Below are 18244 nucleotides of genomic sequence, written 5' to 3'. Positions count from 1 at the left end.
GTCATTTTAGGAGCGCCTCGGATCAAAGGCATCACGCAACGCTTCGCCAATAAAGATAAGCAAGGATAGGATAAAAGTCAGACTAAAAAACCCTGATAGTGCCAGCCAAGGCGCATCAAGGTTGTTTTTGCCTTGTACCATCAGCTCACCAAGTGACGGCGAGCCAGGCGGTAAGCCATACCCTAAAAAGTCTAGCGCCGTTAAAGCAATGATATTGGCCGTTAGGATAAACGGCAACTGCGATAAGCTAGAGGCCAAGGCATTAGGCAAGATGTGCCTCATCATAATGCGGCTGTCCGACACCCCAAGGTTACGGGCTGCGCGGACATAATCAAAGTTACGCGCCCGCAAAAATTCGGCGCGTACCAAACCGACCAATCCCATCCAGCCAAATAGCAGCATCATGGCAAACAGCATAAAGATGCTGGGACTAAACAAGCTGACCAAAATAATAATCATAAACAGCTGCGGCATCCCGCCCCACACTTCCATAAAGCGCTGCCCTGCCAAATCTACCCAGCCACCGTAATAGCCTTGTATCGCACCGACAATAATACCAATCATCGCCCCTGCCAGCGTCAAAGCGATACCAAATAACAACGACACCCGCATGCCATAAAGTATGCGCGCCAGCACATCACGACCCAAATCATCCGTACCCAGCCAGTTTTGGCTATTGGGCGGCGCAGGATAAGGCAGACCCAGCGCAACATTTGGCGTCTGATCGGCAAAAGGAATGGGCGGCATCACATAAAAGCCTTGCTCATTAATCAACGTTTGCACCGCAGGGTCTTTATAATTGGTTTCGGTCTCAAACACACCGCCAAACGTCGTCTCAGGATAGGCCTTTAGCACAGGAAAATAGTAATCGCCTTGATACTGCACCAGTAGCGGCTTGTCATTGGCAATCACGTTGGCTGCCATACAAAGGACAAATATTAGGGCAAAAATAGCGAGCGATACGACGCCTAGACGATTGCGACGAAAGCGGTGTAGGCGTGCTTGCCAAATAGGATTTAGGCGGCGTTTTTTTGTCATCGTCATAGACGGACTTGCAGGCGCTGAAGGTAATGGTTGACTTGACATTAGCGCCCCTCAAAATCAATACGCGGATCAATGAGGTGATAACTTAAATCACTGATGAGCTGTAATAGTAGACCAACTAAGGTGAAGATAAACAGCGTGCCAAATATCACTGGATAATCACGCTGCTGAATGGCCTCAAAGCCAAGCAGTCCTAAACCATCGAGTTTAAAGATGATTTCAATAAGAAAATTACCAGCAAAGAAAATCCCAACGATGGCCGCGGGGATACCAGCGATAATAATCAGCATCGCGTTACGAAACACATGACCATACAACACTTGACGCGCGCCCAAGCCTTTGGCACGTGCGGTGAGGACATATTGCTTACCCAGCTCTTCTAAAAAGCTAAACTTGGTCAAATAAGTCAAGCCGGCAAAACCGCCAACGGTACTTGCTAATAGCGGCAGTGCCAAATGCCAAAAGTAATCTTTCACTTTACCCAAGGTACTTAACTGATCAAAATTCTCGGAGGTCAGTCCCTGCAGCGGAAAGATATTCCAGTAGCTGCCACCCGCAAAAAACACCAACAGTATGACGGCAAATACAAACACAGGTATCGCATGGCCAATGGCGAGTAGCATAGCAGTGGCTTTATCAATCCCTGAGCCGTGATGCATGGCTTTGTAGATACCAAGTGGGATGGCAATCATATATATCAGCAGCGTACTCCACAGCCCAAGCGAGATAGATACTGGCAGCTTTTCTATAATCAGATCGGTCACCGTCTGCCCTTTAAAGAACGACTCACCAAAATCTAACTGGGCGTAGTTTTTTAGCATCAGCCAAAAGCGCTCAGGCGCTGACTTATCAAAGCCATATTGCGCATTGATTGCGGCCACCATCTCCTCAGATAGGCCGCGCGTGCCTTGGTAGGTACTATCATTGCCGCCTGCACTACCCGCGCCGATACTGCCGCCGAGCGCATTGTCTTTTGCGCCTTGCTCAATCAATGCCAGCTGCTGCTCCACAGGACCGCCTGGCGCCGCTTGTACAATCACAAAGTTCGCCAACAATATCAAAAATAGCGTCGGTAATATCAGCAGCAATCTTTTTAAGATATAACGACCCATATGTCAGCTTCCTAAAATAATTAGAAGTTGTTTTTCAGCTCACGTAGCGCGGCAAATACCGTCAGTGACTTATCATCATCGATCGCCATCTTGGCCTTGACACCTGCGATCACACTCGGCTCTTGTGTGCGCAAAAACACATTGACAGCACGCTCATGCGCTAAGGTCACCGGCAGTGTTGGGGTGCCTTGGGCGGTTTTTTCTTCTGCTTGCGCCAATGCTTGCTGCATCGCTTCATTGGCAGGCTCGATAGAGAGACCAAAGCGTAGATTGCTGGCAGTATATTCATGCGCTGGATACAGCAGTGTCTCGGCTGGCAGTCCGTTTAAACGCTTAAAGCTGTCATGCAGCTGCTCTATCGTTCCTGTAAACACGCGGCCGCAGCCAGCACTAAACAAGGTATCTCCGCAAAAACAATGCTTTTGACCATCGATATCTAAGACATAAGCCACGTGACTTGCCGTATGACCCGACACGTCCCATACTTGCGCCGCGCAGCCCCAGGCACTGACCGTGCTACCATCCTTGATGGTCTGGTCTTCATCGACCGTATGCTCGCCATGGGCCACCAGATGCGTCATCGGATAAGACTCTTGTAGCTCTGCCACACCGCCGATATGATCATGATGATGGTGGGTGGTCCAGATAGACGTCAGCTCCAGCTCATTGTCTTTTAGATAAGCAACGACAGGCTCAGCTTGACCCGGATCAATGACGATGGCTTGCTTGTTATTTTCATTAATGAGCGCCCAGATATAGTTGTCATTAAACGCTTTAATCGGGTGAATACGAATACTCATATCAAATCCTTACCAGTAGTTATAGGTGTTGCTTATCTTTTTATTCAAGTATTGAGAATGGCTATTTTTGATAAACGATACATTAGATATTGGGTGCCCAAGCCATCGTTTATTTTTTCAAGTAGTTATTAACGCGTGCTTCGGCTGCTTTATCCACCCACCAGTAGTCGATTCCGACTGCATTGGTCGGCAGTGTGCCATTATGGCGATACTGATTCCAGTAGGCAACATTGGTACTAGATTTGCCATATAGCGGGACCATATAGTGACCTGCGCGTAGCAGACGATCAAGGACGTGCGTATATAAGACAATCTCGTCACGACTTTCGGCGTCGCCTAATTGCTCTATCACCTCATCTATCGCCGCGTTTTTGATACCTGCCGTGTTTCGGTTGCCCGTCTCATCGGCAGCGCTACTACCCCAAAACCCTACTTGCTCAGCACCAGGCGATAAGCTTTGGGCAAATACATCGACCACCATATCATAATCAAAACGGCGCATTCGCTCGTAATATTGTGGGCCATCGACTTGCCGCAAGGTCGCATCGAACCCTAAACGCTTGAGATTACGAATATAAGGCAGCAACACACGCCCCATGGTCTCGCCCGTCATCAGCATCTCAATCCGAGCACGCTTACCATTAGGCTGATATAGCTGCATATCGTCATAATAAAAACCCGCATCTAGTAATAGCTGTCTGGCTTGTAATAACCCTTCGCGATTGAAGCCGCTAGCATCGCTGGTGGGAAGTTGCCATCTCGCCAGTACTGCACGGCGCTGAATCGGCTCAAGTGTCGGCAGTAGTGGTTTTAGCACCTGCATCTCGGTAGGCGATGGCACGCCCGTAGCGGCAAGCTCCGAGCCATGAAAAAAGCTTTGCAGGCGCTCATACTGCCCATGAAACAGTGTCTTATTCATCCATTCAAAATCATAAGCGGCGCTCAGTGCTTGGCGCACGCGAATGTCTTGAAACAATGGCCGGCGCAAATTCATCACCAGCGCCTGCATAGGTACTGGGTTTTGACTGCTGATGGTTTCTTTTTTAATGAGCCCTGCTTTTACCGCTGGGAAGCGATAACCGGTTGCCCAATTAGAGGCTTTATTTTCTGGGCGAAAGCGATATTGTCCAGACTTAAACCCTTCAAAGGCAATCTCATCACTTTGGTAATAGACAAACTTAATCCTGTCAAAGTTATAGCGACCGCGATTGACCATCAAATCTCGCCCCCAGTAATTGGGATCACGGACATAGCTCACCGAGCGTCCCGCATCGACGCGGCCAAGCTTATAAGGCCCACTGCCCATGAGCGGCGTTAGGCTGATTTTTTCAAAGTCGGTATCGATAGAGGATTTGGCAAACACTGGAAACTGCCCGACTGTTAATAGAATCTCTTTATTATCATCGGAGGTAAAGACAAACTTGACTCGCCGCTTATCGACAATTTGGATGTCTTTGATATCTCCCAAATAGCTACGAATATACATCGGGCCTTTATTTAATATGGCATCATAAGTGGCTTTGACATCGGCACTAGTGACCTCTGTGCCATCCCAAAAACGTGCCGCAGGGTTAATATGATAGATAATCCAGCTGGTGTCCTCAGGGTCGTAGGTAACTTTGCTGGCCAGCTGCGGATACATGGTAAAGGCTTCATCTAATGATCCGGTCATCAACGTGTCGTACAGATAGTCGGTACCGACCATCGCCACCCCCGTGGTCATCCATTTGTTGGCCGCATTAAAGGTGCCGCGCGCATCGAGTGACAGCGTGCCGCCTTTGGGCGCATTTGGATTGGCATAGGGCATATATGGGGCGTCGGCATATTCAGTGGGACTATTATGACCAAGCGCTGTCGTGGTGACAGGCGCTGCCATAGCTATCGGCAGCCAGCCGATGACCAGAACAAACAAAACGGTTTTTGGCAGGGCTTTTTTGGGCATCATGGGGTATCAATAGACCTCTTTACTTACCGTACCTATCATCGAAAAAACGTGAGCATTATAGCCATAACACGTAAAAACCACTGCCAAGCTCTGCCCTCGAAAAATTTTATCATAACAAACTTAGGTTTTTTCACCTAATGATTTGCTGGATCGATGTCGTCATGATCGAGGCTTTTTTGATAATAAAGCGCAGCGATGAGGTGGGTTTACATCAGTAGAGGCACGGTTTTAGGTATACAGTAACCCCAGTTCGGAATAAGGGCTCAAAAAAAAGATAAAAAAAGAAGTCCGAAGTTGCTAAAGTAAGTTTACCAAGACCACTTAAGCAAAAAGGACTTCTTACATGGACAACCTAACCGAACTATACTGCCATATTGACGACTTTTATCAGCAATTCAAACCTGAGTTTGACGCTCATTTAATCGCAACGGGACACCAAAGGTTAAGAGCATGCCAGATAAGTGTAGCAGAGATGATGACCATCTTGGTACTGTTTCATCAACTGCGTTATCGACAGTTTAAGGCGTTTTACTACCATCACATGCTTGGCATGATGAAACGGGCGTTTCCAAATCTGCCGAGCTACTCGCGATTTATAGAGCTTGTGCCGCGCAGTATCATACCACTGTGCAGCTACTTGCAAAGCATGATGGGCGACTGTACGGGTATCAGCTATATTGATTTAACCAAGATAGCAGTTTGTCATAACAAGCGTATCTACCGTCATAAAGTCTTTAAGGGACTTGCAACCCGAGGCAAAAGCAGCATGGGCTGGTTCTATGGCTTTAAGCTGCACGCCATTATCAATCATAAGGGCGAGCTTGTATCTGTTAAAGTCACTGCGGGTAATACGGATGACAGAGTGCCTGTTAAGGATATGGCAACACCTGTGTTTGGCAAGGTGTTTGGGGATAGAGGCTATATCAGTAAAGCCCTAAACGAGTGGCTCACAAAACACAGTGATACCACGTTGATAACCAAACTTCGGCGTAATATGAAACCCCAATTACTTGAGCCTATGGATGAGGTACTACTCAATCATCGCTCTTTGGTTGAAACGGTGTTTGGAGAGCTTAAAAACTTGTGCCAAATCGAACACTCACGCCATCGTAGTGTCACGGGGTTTATCACAAACTTGCTGTCAGGTTTAATTGCTTATTGCTGGTTTCCCTATAAACCCACCATCAAAAATATGCCTCAGCAGGGACAGGTAGCAACATTGTAAATAGTATCAATGAGTTACAATGTGGCTTATCCCGAACTGGGGTTTTTATATGAAGCGCCCTACTGCTATGGTTAGATGACGCTCAATGTTAAAATTATTTTTGAGCATTTACTGGGCCTAAGACTAAGCATAATACTGAGCGTATGGATGAAATCTTATGATACTAGAAAAAATAACAACCGCCAGAGGAACTCTTTTTATTTATATCCTCACTGGCAGTATATGGTATTTACTGACGCATTTTTTACCGGACAATAGGTGGCGCGATATATTTACTATCGGCCTTGCCTTCTTGTTTTGCGGGATTTTTATGTGGTCGCTTTTTAGCACCTTGCAGCGCATCTATGGCGATGATGGCAATTTATGGAAAGAGCTTGCGATGACAACGCTTAATGTCTTTTTATTTTTGCTTACCTTTTCGGCACTTTATTACGAAGTCGGCATCGTCGACACCACGCTCGAAGGCAATCCCATTTCGCAAGATTTTTGGGCGTGCTGCTACTATGCTGTCGTCACTTTCACTTCAACGGGCTATGGTGATTTTCGGCCACAAGGCATGACTCGGGTTTTTGCAAGTTTACAGGCGTTGATTGGCTACTTAGTGCTCGGTTTAATGGCTTCAACCAGCTTATCGGTGGTCAAATGGACAGCGAATGGTAGCGGTAAAAGTCGTGGTAAAAATGACAGTTAAATTGAAATTCAATAATCAGTATAAAAACCCATAAGCACAAAAAAAACCATCTATAAAAATATAGATGGTTTATTGTTTACGCTATAAATTACCCCACTCTCAACTTGAAATAAGCAAATCAAATTGAAGAGGCGGATTACCAAGTTTTTTGTTGAGTACAAAGCACAGATTGTGTGAAAGAATCTTACGAATCAATCGATGAGACAAATGCCATAAATCTCTTGCTCGCACTCTTTGTATATTAAATCGTTCTGATAGCTGACCAATGACTGTTTCAACGATACGGCGAGCTTTCATTAGCCGTCTTACTACAGGTTTGGGTCTATCCTCTTTCATGTTGGCTCTGAGTGGCGTTTGTAAATCCACTCCTTGAGCGTCGTAGTACGATGTCAGACTAGGGCTGATATACCCTTTATCAGCGCCGAGCAAACCATAAATATGGTCAGTAATATCAGGCGCAACCGCTCTTTCATCAACATTGGCAAGAGCAAAGGTAAAGCCTTTAATCATGCCAGATAAATTAACAAGCAAATGTCCCTCAAAGCCATAGTTATCTCTCTTGCTTAGCGGCGCAGTAACTAAAAGCTGCTAAGTCTTGATAGTTTTTATGCCGATAAGCGCGTCCATAATGACAGACGGGTATCGGAAAGCCATCCATAAAATGAATGTTGTCACGGCCTTCAATTTGACTGACTTTATCTTGTATCTGCTGTTTGACTTGCCACAGATTGGCGCAGTGCTTTGCGAAGTTAGGGTATGAGCCGATGGCTGGAAACCAGTCTTGCCAATGCTGGGTAAAGTATTGCCAAATTTGTTTGTCTTGATCAAGGTGTAAAAATTCACCGACCATCTCCATGCAAATAACCTCAGGATCACTTAGCTTTGGCGCGTAACCTGCACTTCGCAAGGGTTTGGTGACGACTATTTTGTAATATTGCTCTACCATTAAATAGATATTGATGATAAATTCGTCTATGGGCATCTCACAACTCCATTGTATTCTTGGTCGAAAACAATAGATTAGTGAGGTGCTCTTCTTTTTTCAATCACTTTCGAAGTTGAGAGTGGGGTAAAATCTATAATTTTATCTGTGATCGCCTATCCTGCAATCAAAAAATATTGCTTAAACCCTACACCTTCATCCCTTTTTGCTCTGATTTTTTGAATTTTAACTGGTCTTAGTTTTATTTGGTTATACCTATGGCGAATCAATCAGGTGCCTTCACTGGTTCGGTCCTCTAGTGAGGACTTGAATCTTTGGCTGTAGGCTAACTTAAAGACAGTTACGGGCTGCGATCATACTAGCTTGTGTTTTTATTTAGTTGCCTTTAATTTGAATTCTATACCGCCCCCAATCTAAGTTGTAATAAACACAAGTGGTTAGTCCATAAAGTAATTGCTCACAGGATTGTTCTAAAGTGCTGAAAGTGCTGGATGTCATGAGAGATCCTATGGATTTTCGACTGCGTTTATTTCAATAAAAACCTCTAAGAAGTGGTCTAAAATAAGTCGACCATGACAAATAATTGTGTTGTATCTTACTGCTATGAAAAAGAGATATCTTGTATTTACCGATTTAGATGGAACACTACTCAATCACCAGGATTATAGTTTCGCTCCTGCAAAAGAGGCCTTAGCACTTTTAAAATATCGCTCAATTCCTCTCATTATCGCAACGAGCAAAACCTTTAGTGAAGTAGTAGTGCTTCAAAAAGAGTTAGGCATGCGGCAGCCTTTTATTGTTGAGAATGGTGCTGGGATATTTGTGCCCTCAGAGTCTGTACTTGCAAAAGAGATGGCGTTTAAAGAGGAGTGGATAAAATTCTCTAAGGCGCACTCCTACATAGAACTGAGACTTTTTTTCACACACATGAAACGGAGCTATTCTATAAAAGGTTTTGGAGATATGAGTGTTGATGAAGTAATACAGCATACAGGTTTGCCAAGAGAAGAGAGCCTAAATGCCATGAAACGCGACTTTAGTGAGCCTTTTTTGATGCAAGACGAAAGAGAGCTTGAGGCTCTTAAAAAAGAGGCAAATGAAGAGGGCTTCGATATAGTAAAAGGGGGAAGGTTTTTCCACCTTGTCTCACTCNTAAATGCCATGAAACGCGACTTTAGTGAGCCTTTTTTGATGCAAGACGAAAGAGAGCTTGAGGCTCTTAAAAAAGAGGCAAATGAAGAGGGCTTCGATATAGTAAAAGGGGGAAGGTTTTTCCACCTTGTCTCACTCCTACAAGACAAAGCAAACGCCATGCTTACACTTGCTCACATGTATGAAGAGTATTACAAACAAAAGTGTATCAAGATAGCCCTTGGGGATAGTGCAAATGACTTTGTTATGATAAAAAAAGCAGATATTGGTGTATTAGTTCCCCTCTATGATGGCTCTTTTAGTGCCATAGGAAACGCAGATATAAAAAAAGCAGACTACCCAGGACCAAAAGGTTGGAATAGCTCTATACTGGAGATATTTGATGGACTCTAAAGCGCTTGCAAGAGAGATATTTGCCGATGTACTTGAGGCGTCTTTGCTAAAAAAATTCGTCTCAAAATATGGCTAGCTTAAAGAAAAGACTTTAGGTGTAGGTAGCAAGAAATATGGTACCCCCCTAAACATAAGACTGTAGTGGCACAAATATGATAGATGTAGCGATAATAATAAAAGGTAACCGTGAAGGCTAGAGTGCCGCGCTTCGCTCGCAATAACACTTGCTGTCACTGCGAGGTTTTGAAAAATCATGGCAGTCTAGTCATATGAGATAACATCTAAAGGGAGAATAAGATGTCAGATTTTTTTCAAAACGGCGTTATAACAACACTACAAGATGTGGGAAATCGCTCCTTAGAAAGCATAGAAGAAGAATTATTGCACTTTTCAAAACGCAGAAATATGGTGCTTTTGCTTCCCGCTCTCTACTCAGAGTTTGAAACGCCAGCGATGCAGACTATTATTGATGAGCTTAAAAACGTGAAGTATCTCTATAAAGTTATACTTGGACTCGACTGTGCAACTAAAGAGCAGTATTTAGAAGTAAAGAAACGTATGAGCATTTTGGAGTGTAATGTTGATGTGCTTTGGAATGATGGTCCAAATATAAAAAAGATATATAAAGAGCTTACAGATGAGGGTTTTCCTGGTTTAGACACTCCAGGAAAAGGACGTAATGTCTGGACAATGATAGGTTATGGTCTCACAGATCAAGATAACTATGCTTTTGCCCTGCATGATTGTGACATAGTAAACTACTCACGAGCGCTTGTTGCACGGCTTTTTTACCCCATAGTACACCCAGGACTTGATTTTGAGTTTAACAAAGGCTTTTACTCTCGCGTTACAAACAAGCTCCACGGTCGTGTGACCCGTCTTTTTTATACACCACTCATAAAAGCCCTCAAGATCACTTTTGGCTCAAACCACTACTTGGAGTATATGCAGAGTTTTCGTTATGCCCTCTCTGGAGAGTTCGCGTTTATCCGCTCTCTTGGTCGTGGTATTGCGATTTCTCCTACTTGGGGGCTTGAGGTTTCAACACTTTCAGAAGTTTATAACAACACCTCAAGCCGTCGTATCTGTCAAACAGAAATCATGGAGAGTTATGAGCATAAACATCAAGAGTTAGGCTCAAAAAGTGAAGGTGGTGGCATTTACAAGATGGCAAACGATATAGCTAAAACGCTTTTTAGAATTTTAGCTCAAGAGGGAGTGGTTTTTTCAGAAGCCTCTTTTAAAACACTCCTTGCTTCATACTACCAGCAGTCGCGTATTGAGATTTCAAAGTACAATGCACTCAGTAAGATAAATGCCCTTGAGTACAACCGCCAAAATGAGATAAGGGCAGTCGAAGCTTTTGAAGAGGCTATCAAAGAAGCTGCAGCTGAGTTTTGTGAGGATCCAATGGGTGTGGCCTCCCTCTCTCCGTGGATTACAGTGCGTTCCGTTTTACCTGAATTCTCCGATAGATTTAGAGCGATGGTAAAGGAGGAGTCAAAATGACAGTTATAACCCCAGTTCGGGATAAGTGATTCATTAAGCTGCTGATAGTATTGATATTTTCTATTATTCTTGAAGACCAGCTAAGTCTTTAAAGGCAAGCTTCTCTATAAACTACTGTCAAAAGCATGACTTTATAAGGTCAGATAGTAATTATGCAAATAGTATCAACAACTTAAGCACTGGCTTATCCCGAATTCAGGTTATACAGTAGGTTTGCCTAGCGGTTTTTTGACTGACAATAAAAACGCCTGCACATAAAAAAGACGCCGCTTATAAAAGTGGCGTCTTTTTTGTCTTTTAGTGTTTGCGTGATAGCGTTTGAACTATAGCGATCGCTTGATTAAGCATGCTTTTTTTCAAAGGCAATCATAAAATCCACCAGCTGCTGTACCCACTCAAGCGGTACGGCATTATAAATACTAGCGCGCATACCGCCGACATCGCGGTGACCTTTTAGGTTCAATAGTCCTGCAGCCTCTGATTCTTCTAAAAACACCTTATCCAGACTGCTGTCTGCCAAGGTAAAAGGCACGTTCATGATAGAGCGATGCTCAGGGGCAACGGGGTTGTTATAAAAACTGCTGTCGTCAATGGTTTTGTAGAGCAAGTCGGCTTTTTGCTGGTTGATCTTGCCGATCGCAGCCACGCCGCCCTGCGCCTCTAACCAATCAAACACCAATCCTGCCAAGTACCATGAGTACGTCGCTGGGGTGTTTGACATCGACGCTTTTTCGACTTGGTGCTCATAGTTCATAAGCATAGGGCACCACTCACTGGCACGGCCAAGCAAGTCTTCACGGATGATGACAATGATAAGACCTGCCGGACCGATGTTTTTTTGGGCGCCGGCGTAAATCATGCCAAACTTTGACACATCTATCGGCTGCGACAAAATGCAAGAAGACATATCGGCAATAATAGGCGCGTCGACTTGTGGTGGCTCAAATATCTGTAGACCGTGAATGGTTTCGTTGGCACAGTAGTGAAAATACGCCGCATCGTCGCTTAGGTTCCACTCGCTTTGGGCTGGCACGTCAGTAAAATTACTGTCTTTGCCAGTAGCAACCTCATTGACTGCGCCCAACCCCAATGCTTCATAGCGTTTGGCTTCTTTGACCGCTTTACCTGACCAAGCGCCCGTCGTTAGATAGTCACCACGCCCACCATTTAATAAATTCAGAGGAATCGCCGAAAACTGTAAGCTGGCACCGCCTTGCAAAAACAGCACTTTATAGTTATTTGGGATCTCCATCAATGCCCGTAACTTGCTCTCAGCCTTTTCTGTGATAGCGACATAGTCTTTACTACGATGGCTCATCTCCATCACCGAAAGGCCGCGCCCTTGCCAGTCAAGCAGCTCGCTTTGTGCATGCTCTAAGACGGTGGTGGGCATGGTCGCAGGACCCGCACAGAAGTTTGGCAGACGATGCGCGGCAGCGTTTGGATTGGTAGAAGCGTTGGATGTGTGGATGGATTCTGGGGTTGTAGACATGGTTATTATCCTAAATTGATGAGGTCATCATTGTTGGTTAACAGCTAAGCTGATTAACGATTAAAGCGCCTAGGGAAAATTTTTAAAGACATTGTCAGTCTGGCAGTTTTCTTATTATCTCAAATGCTCAGTTATGTTTATTTACGAGACAGATTTTGCTATCTGTTGCCAAAACTGCCGCTTCAGACGGCTATCGGCGAGCATCTCATCCAAAGTTGGGAGCGTAGTTAGGGCAGGATGCGTCAGCCCGTCAGGCAAGGCCGTCAAAGCCGCCACTTGCACCTCTTCACTACGCCCAATCTTAAAAACATAGCCTGCTAAGCTGGCATTGGCAAGCTCGGCGGTATCCATGCCCGCACAGATCGGAAACGCCGTGGTCTCACAAGTCATCGATAACGCTTGAGTGATGTTTTGCCACAGTTTTTGGCTGTCCCCACTGAGGGTTTGCATGTCCACCATTATGACCCAGTTGCCGTAGCGGCCACCTTGTAAACTAAACGGCAACACCTTTTTGTTGCTCTCATCAGCATATTTATCTGCTGATGCATGTATCACTGATGGCGCAGCAGTGGTTGTTTTTACAGCGTCAACGAGTGGTGCCACCACCTGCGCGACGGTTGGTAGAGCATGCTCGCCACCCAAATAGGCATCATCGTGATAAGAAGACGTATCGCTCGTGTCTAAATGATTTGACGAGCCATCATCGATGCGGTGGAGATGGCGGTCATTGACGGGGCTTTGGGTATTCCACGCTGCTTCGCTGTCGCTAACATTACTGACAAGACTGCGCTGCGAAGAGGTAAGAGAGATGCTAGGGCTTGAGAGGTTTGACCGATTTTCGCTAATGGCGGGGATATCAGCCATGCTTAGCGTCGCAGCATCTGGCCGCACCCACTGATCGATACCCATCATCGCTAGGATTTGGCGCTGCTGCACACGGCGCTGTAGTACAATTTGCGGATCTTGGATATCACTCATGCGGTTCTGCTGTCTTATTTTTTAATTGAGAGCGGGCGATGTTAAAAAAGCTGGCGAACGCCTAACCAATGCTCTGCCAGCATCATCAAGCAGTCGTATTCATCTTGACTGATTATCGTATCGTGTAACATGACAGTATGCAATGTACTTAGCCATCGTCGATACTCATTATAATCTATTTGGCCGCTATCCTGTTGTCTCTTGCCACAATTATTATCTTCCGCCTTATGAGTGCTCGCTGTATCAGCATGGTCCGCGTGATACACTGGCACCATACAGACCACCGCTAACAGCTGGCTACTATTTAAGTGGGATGCTGTCATTAATAGCCACTGTAGATTTGCATCGCTGACGGCATTTAAGTCAATATCAATCAAACGGGCATGCCGCCTCACATCCACAATGTAGTGTGCAGCACTCTCCCATGCTGGCAGCCTATGGCGATGGGCGTTTTTAGACAGCCGATACGCCAGTAGTATCAGCACCGACCTCCTCACGGCATCCAGACCAGAAAACACCTGACTTGATGGGTCAAGCTGCGCGCCTATATCCTCCATACCCGCCTGCAATAGCGTCTGCCAGCCGGACGGCTTATCGGTATTTTTGTCATCTAACACCGCAAAAAGCGTTGGCAATAACCGCTGTAAATGTAGTGCTTGCCATAATGACACGATAGACACTTCTTGTGGCTTGGTGCATGCCACTTGATCAGATACTGATAATGGTGTATCTGTGCCAGACACAAGGTCTGCTGAGATATCCTGAGCAAAGTCAAAGGTCAAATCCACTGCCAGCTGGCGAGCAAACAGCTGTAGTAAACCGCACTGATAGCGAGCGAGCATGGTACGGCTGCTTTGTTGCTGCTGATAATGCTGATGGGCGTGGTGGTCATGGCTGCGCTCGTTTTGCAGGCGCTGTGCGTTAATTGTCTGTGCCGATAAGTCTTGATGATGCAGCTGCTTTATCGCAAAAACCAGCACCGCACTGTCTAAGCGCCGATCCAAATTGGCCACTGCTGTCAGCAGTTTAGCATCTATCGTATGCGGTAAGATGGGCGGGTTGTTATGACTGTCATGATTGTTATCTACATTGGATGCTGCGTTTTTCTTGCCTTGATCTTGTTGCGTATTACTTTGCGATACTTCATCACCGATAACCCCCTCCCAAATGTCGTGCAAATCATATTTCATCGTCGTCGTCAGCAAGCGCCGTTGATGGCATAACATGATGGCTTCGATCAAAGCTTGCGCGCCCAATGGGTGATGACTGTGATCCAGCACGTACTGCGGCAGGCAAACCTGATGCAAATCGTCGCTATCGATCCATGGTTTTTTTGGTAAATCGCTATCGGGTTTTGCCATCCATGGCTTTAGTAGCTGACAGGCACCTATATCCTCTGCTGATACTTGCAAGCGGCCATCAATCACGACATCTTCTTTTATGATAAAGGGCAGCGCCGACTCTGCCTCTAAAGCATTATTAGTCTCATTGAGCAAAACATCGATATTTTCTTTGATGTTTTCTTCAGCATTTTTGTCTTTTTTGGTGGCAGTAGCAGGGAGGTTATTAACAATTGGTTTTTTATCTTTACTTAGGCTATTTGCTTGGACTTCGCCCCAATCACCTAGGCGACGCTGCGCATATATCTGTTTTATTTTTTGCTGGTTTAAGCGTTTTTCATGGGCAACTTGCACAGCAAAGTCATGATAGGCTTTGGCATTGACGGCACTCATGCGCTCGCTTAAGCTTGGGTGGGTAGCAAACCACGATACATCCCCTAAGTCCGCGCCGCTACTGGCAAAGAAAAAATGACTCAGACCATTGATATCAGCGATGTTGGTTAAGCGTGAGCCTACTGTGTCTTGATGAATGGCTTTTAGAGTCTCTATAATCGCCGGCGAACGGGTCAACTGTACGCTGGTGGCATCGGCGAGCAACTCACGCTCACGGTTGAAGCTGTGTTTGATCAACTGAGCGCAGGCCATACTCGAAAAGCTCAGCCCATGTAACAGCAGTGTCCACACGCTACGCGGCGCTTGCCGATCAATGATAGGATGATTCAGCCGGCGCGACTGAGACTGCGTCAATGATAGCGGTTTGTGCGACTGGGATTGCCAGTACGACACCCATTCGCGATGCGTGGTAAAGCTTGCCGTCTGCGCCTCGGTACGACGTGCATGACTGTCGATGCTACGCTGCGGCATCAAAGCGCTTTGACTAACGCTGCTATCAATAGAGCCAGCATAGCGATTGTCACTTATCAAGCGATTACTGTTATGACTGATAGGATCGCTCCAATCATACAGTATCTGTAGTCCTGCTAGCACCACCATCAGCTGTAGGTTAAATGTCGCATCACCATGTAATATATGACCGTACTCATGGCCGATCAGTCCATATAATGCTTCATCAGAGAGCTTGTCTAACGCACCCTGCGTCACGACCAATACCATGTCTTGACTATGGCGGCCAGCGACAAAACCATTGATACCTTGCTCATCAGGCAGCACGTACAATATCGGCATATCCAGCCCCGATGCAATAGCCAGCTGCTGCGCAATTTCGTAGTAGCGGCGATAGACAGGAGGGAAATCTCGCTCATCACGCACTGCGATCTGACGGTCACTAAAGCGAACTTTTTTGGCCGCAGTATGCTGCTGAGCCACCCCTTGACTGTGCTCCCACGCATCCTGACTGCTATCAACAAACAAACGAACCGCCCCCACGCGTTGAGCAATCGCGCGGCCACCCGCTCTGAGGCGGCGATACTCTACAAAACTACCACCAACAAAACTCGCTATGATCCAAACGATGACCAAAACCAACGCCCAGTAGTAAATACCCCCTGTAAATATCGTCAGCAACAACCACACAACTCCGAGAGCCACTGCTATATGAGCCAAGACGATCAAAAAAAACAGCCCATAAAGTAACAGACTGCGGCGCGTGCGTATCCGCTGCTGAGCAAAAAAATCCATCCGCTTATCTCAAATTGGCGACACTTTTTGTGCTTTTACTTGGTATCTCAAGTCATATCTACAACAGGGGCTTTGGCAATGGCGTCTCTATCTGCAAAGACCAGTGGGCTGAGCGGACGAAATCCAAAAGTGCTGCTGACCAGATTGTTTGGAAACACCTCACGGTCATTATTATAAAACATCACGCTATCGTTATAGTGCTGACGGGCAAAGCCTATACGGTTTTCGGTATTGGTCAGCTCATCCATCAGCTCTTTAATCATGCTATCCGCTTTTAGCTCAGGATACGCCTCCACCACCGCTGAGAGTTGCCCCAAAGCTTTAGATAGCATGCCTTCTGCTTTGGCAAACAACGCCATATGCTCAAGCGACTCTGGCTGATGATACGTAGAGTCTTGTAGGCTTTGGGCGTGATTACGGGCGCTAATCACACGGCTTAAGGTCTCTTCTTCATGCGTCAGATAACGCTTGGCGGCCTCAACCAAGTTTGGAATCAAGTCATGACGACGCTTGAGCTGGACATCTATCTGCGCAAAACCATTTTTTGCTTGATTGCGCGCGCGTACCAATTTATTAAATATCGACACCCCAAACACGACCAGTAGTACCATGAATATAATCAGTAGCCAAATAAACATCTTCATAAGCAAATCCCAATGTGTCTAGAGTATTAATGATACGTTAATACCTTGTATTTTATCTTAAATTTATTCATGAAGCGCTAGCATCGGGCAATTTTTAGATAAAAAAAAGCCCTTTATGATAAAGGACTGAATATCGAAAACTGCTTTTGATGTTTTATAATTTTGATGTACTAGAGAGGCATAGAGATAGGTATTAACCAAAACAGGCTGTGACTGGACAATGATAAAGACCAATATCAAATTTTAGGCAAAAAAAAGCGACTCCGTCAGCACATCCTCGGCACACATTGTATCTACTACCGTTGCTACCTTCCGGTCCTGGCGGGATTCATAGTACAATGTTGCGAGGCTACCAACGGAGCCACCAGAGCAGATTATACAAGATTTTTTTAGTATTACAACCCCTATCTCAAAACTGTTTTTTTTAATCGAAAATAAGTCTGTAACCTAGCTCACAAAATTCTCACAGCAACTTATACAGATTTTGCTATTTTAGTGAATGAAGTTGCACACATATCAACACTTAAAAATAAGAGGCACAACTTCCTTTGTAAATACCTTTTGAAAGTATTCATATGAATACCCTTAACATTGATTTAGGAGATAACCATGAAAAATGCTCTATTGAATAAACTGGCCATCGCTTCTGGTACTGCTTGTTTAATGACAGCCATGATGGGTAGCGCGCATGCCGAGCCGACAGGCTATGATCAGCTGAGCTTTCAAACCGAAGTCAAAGAAGAGGTGCAAAATGACGAAGTACGCGCCAGCATGTACAAAAAAGCCCAAGCCAGTACCTCAAAAGCCTTGGCCACCACACTCAACACATCTATTAATAATGCCATGAAAATCGCTAAGCGCTACCCGAGCGTGACGGTCAGCACCGGACAGCAGCGCACCTATCCGCGATATGATAAAAACGACAAAATCATTGGCTGGACGGGGCAAGCCAGTATCGATCTAAAAAGCACCGACTTTGCGGCTACCAGCCAGCTAATTGCTGATTTGCAAGAAACGCTAGTGATGGATAATCTAAACTTTGGCGTCTCTGACAGCAAAAAAGACGCACTAGAGCAAAAGCTGATGACCGAAGCGTCTCGCGCTTTTCAGCAGCAGGCCAAAAACCTAACGCGCGCTTGGAATGCACGCGGCTACCGTGTGGTCACGGTCAATCTAAACACAGGAAACAACTACCCTCGTCCAATGTATGGCAGCATGAATATGAAAGCAGAAGCCGCCGATGCCTCAGTACCTAGTCAGAGTTTTGAATCGGGCAATAGCACCATCTCTGTCACCGCCAACGGCACCATCGAGCTGACCAAATAGCTTTTGCGCCAT

The 18244-nt window shown here is 45.6% G+C and carries 13 protein-coding genes, 1 other RNA gene and 1 pseudogene; 5 read left to right on the top strand and 10 right to left on the bottom strand.

Features of this window, described 5'->3' with window-relative positions; translation table 11 throughout:
• Positions 1–6 precede the first annotated feature (6 nt).
• The 4 genes from C6W44_RS11270 to C6W44_RS11255 form a co-directional block, all read right to left on the bottom strand.
• Positions 7–1038 carry an ABC transporter permease gene (locus tag C6W44_RS11270; RefSeq protein ID WP_413772341.1) on the bottom strand — a complete coding sequence of 344 codons (1032 nt, stop codon included), beginning with the start codon at positions 1036–1038 and terminating at the stop codon, positions 7–9.
• Between the two features lie 47 nt (positions 1039–1085).
• Positions 1086–2156 (bottom strand): microcin C ABC transporter permease YejB, encoded by a 1071-nt coding sequence (yejB, locus tag C6W44_RS11265; RefSeq protein ID WP_105245699.1) that lies wholly within the window; start codon positions 2154–2156, stop codon positions 1086–1088.
• 20 nt (positions 2157–2176) lie between these two features.
• Entirely contained in the window at positions 2177–2956 is a 780-nt protein-coding gene (gloB, locus tag C6W44_RS11260) for a hydroxyacylglutathione hydrolase (RefSeq protein ID WP_105245698.1), read from the bottom strand.
• Positions 2957–3065: 109 nt separating this feature from the next.
• Positions 3066–4898 (bottom strand): extracellular solute-binding protein, encoded by a 1833-nt coding sequence (locus C6W44_RS11255; RefSeq protein WP_105246658.1) that lies wholly within the window; start codon positions 4896–4898, stop codon positions 3066–3068.
• Positions 4899–5244: 346 nt separating this feature from the next.
• Between C6W44_RS11255 and C6W44_RS11250 the strand changes: the two genes are divergently transcribed.
• Entirely contained in the window at positions 5245–6126 is an 882-nt protein-coding gene (locus tag C6W44_RS11250) for an IS982-like element IS1599 family transposase (RefSeq protein ID WP_105245696.1), read from the top strand.
• 157 nt (positions 6127–6283) lie between these two features.
• Positions 6284–6817, top strand: a complete 534-nt coding sequence (locus C6W44_RS11245) for a potassium channel family protein (RefSeq protein WP_105245694.1) — start codon at positions 6284–6286, stop codon at positions 6815–6817.
• 99 nt (positions 6818–6916) lie between these two features.
• Here the strand turns inward: C6W44_RS11245 and C6W44_RS11240 are convergent.
• Positions 6917–7799, bottom strand: a pseudogene (locus tag C6W44_RS11240) (IS982 family transposase).
• A 564-nt stretch (positions 7800–8363) separates the two neighbouring features.
• On the opposite strand from C6W44_RS11240, the gene C6W44_RS11235 reads away from it, so the two are divergent.
• A complete protein-coding gene (locus C6W44_RS11235) occupies positions 8364–9305 on the top strand; it encodes an HAD-IIB family hydrolase (RefSeq protein ID WP_105245692.1) in 942 nt (313 codons plus the stop codon).
• 297 nt (positions 9306–9602) lie between these two features.
• Entirely contained in the window at positions 9603–10814 is a 1212-nt protein-coding gene (locus tag C6W44_RS11230; protein WP_105245690.1) for a glycosyl transferase, read from the top strand.
• A 340-nt stretch (positions 10815–11154) separates the two neighbouring features.
• Here the strand turns inward: C6W44_RS11230 and serC are convergent, their stop codons facing one another.
• From serC to ffs, 5 genes are all read right to left on the bottom strand, one after another.
• Positions 11155–12306 carry a 3-phosphoserine/phosphohydroxythreonine transaminase gene (gene serC / locus C6W44_RS11225; RefSeq protein ID WP_105245688.1) on the bottom strand — a complete coding sequence of 384 codons (1152 nt, stop codon included), beginning with the start codon at positions 12304–12306 and terminating at the stop codon, positions 11155–11157.
• A 141-nt stretch (positions 12307–12447) separates the two neighbouring features.
• A complete protein-coding gene (locus tag C6W44_RS11220) occupies positions 12448–13284 on the bottom strand; it encodes a hypothetical protein (RefSeq protein ID WP_105245686.1) in 837 nt (278 codons plus the stop codon).
• A 41-nt stretch (positions 13285–13325) separates the two neighbouring features.
• Positions 13326–16262, bottom strand: a complete 2937-nt coding sequence (locus tag C6W44_RS11215) for a M48 family metalloprotease (protein WP_105245684.1) — start codon at positions 16260–16262, stop codon at positions 13326–13328.
• 47 nt (positions 16263–16309) lie between these two features.
• Positions 16310–16906 carry a LemA family protein gene (locus C6W44_RS11210; RefSeq protein WP_105245682.1) on the bottom strand — a complete coding sequence of 199 codons (597 nt, stop codon included), beginning with the start codon at positions 16904–16906 and terminating at the stop codon, positions 16310–16312.
• 261 nt (positions 16907–17167) lie between these two features.
• An RNA gene (ffs, locus tag C6W44_RS11205) (signal recognition particle sRNA small type) lies at positions 17168–17264 on the bottom strand.
• A 251-nt stretch (positions 17265–17515) separates the two neighbouring features.
• On the opposite strand from ffs, the gene C6W44_RS11200 reads away from it, so the two are divergent.
• Complete coding sequence (locus tag C6W44_RS11200; RefSeq protein WP_105245680.1) at positions 17516–18232, top strand: SIMPL domain-containing protein; 717 nt, start codon at positions 17516–17518, stop codon at positions 18230–18232.
• Positions 18233–18244 lie beyond the last annotated feature (12 nt).

Origin of the sequence: Psychrobacter sp. Marseille-P5312 (assembly GCF_900291405.1) — a bacterium.
In the GTDB taxonomy this organism is placed as follows: Bacteria; Pseudomonadota; Gammaproteobacteria; order Pseudomonadales; family Moraxellaceae; genus Psychrobacter; species Psychrobacter celer.
The sequence above is the reverse complement of the archived record's forward strand: the minus strand, read 5'-3'. Positions and strand labels throughout refer to the sequence as shown.

Coding starts and splice junctions, on each gene's coding strand:
- C6W44_RS11270 (WP_413772341.1), bottom strand. CDS start 1,038: ATGACAAAAAAACGCCGCCTAAATCCTATTTGGCAAGCACGCCTACAC.
- yejB (WP_105245699.1), bottom strand. CDS start 2,156: ATGGGTCGTTATATCTTAAAAAGATTGCTGCTGATATTACCGACGCTA.
- gloB (WP_105245698.1), bottom strand. CDS start 2,956: ATGAGTATTCGTATTCACCCGATTAAAGCGTTTAATGACAACTATATC.
- C6W44_RS11255 (WP_105246658.1), bottom strand. CDS start 4,898: ATGCCCAAAAAAGCCCTGCCAAAAACCGTTTTGTTTGTTCTGGTCATC.
- C6W44_RS11250 (WP_105245696.1), top strand. CDS start 5,245: ATGGACAACCTAACCGAACTATACTGCCATATTGACGACTTTTATCAG.
- C6W44_RS11245 (WP_105245694.1), top strand. CDS start 6,284: ATGATACTAGAAAAAATAACAACCGCCAGAGGAACTCTTTTTATTTAT.
- C6W44_RS11230 (WP_105245690.1), top strand. CDS start 9,603: ATGTCAGATTTTTTTCAAAACGGCGTTATAACAACACTACAAGATGTG.
- serC (WP_105245688.1), bottom strand. CDS start 12,306: ATGTCTACAACCCCAGAATCCATCCACACATCCAACGCTTCTACCAAT.
- C6W44_RS11220 (WP_105245686.1), bottom strand. CDS start 13,284: ATGAGTGATATCCAAGATCCGCAAATTGTACTACAGCGCCGTGTGCAG.
- C6W44_RS11215 (WP_105245684.1), bottom strand. CDS start 16,262: ATGGATTTTTTTGCTCAGCAGCGGATACGCACGCGCCGCAGTCTGTTA.
- C6W44_RS11210 (WP_105245682.1), bottom strand. CDS start 16,906: ATGAAGATGTTTATTTGGCTACTGATTATATTCATGGTACTACTGGTC.
- C6W44_RS11200 (WP_105245680.1), top strand. CDS start 17,516: ATGAAAAATGCTCTATTGAATAAACTGGCCATCGCTTCTGGTACTGCT.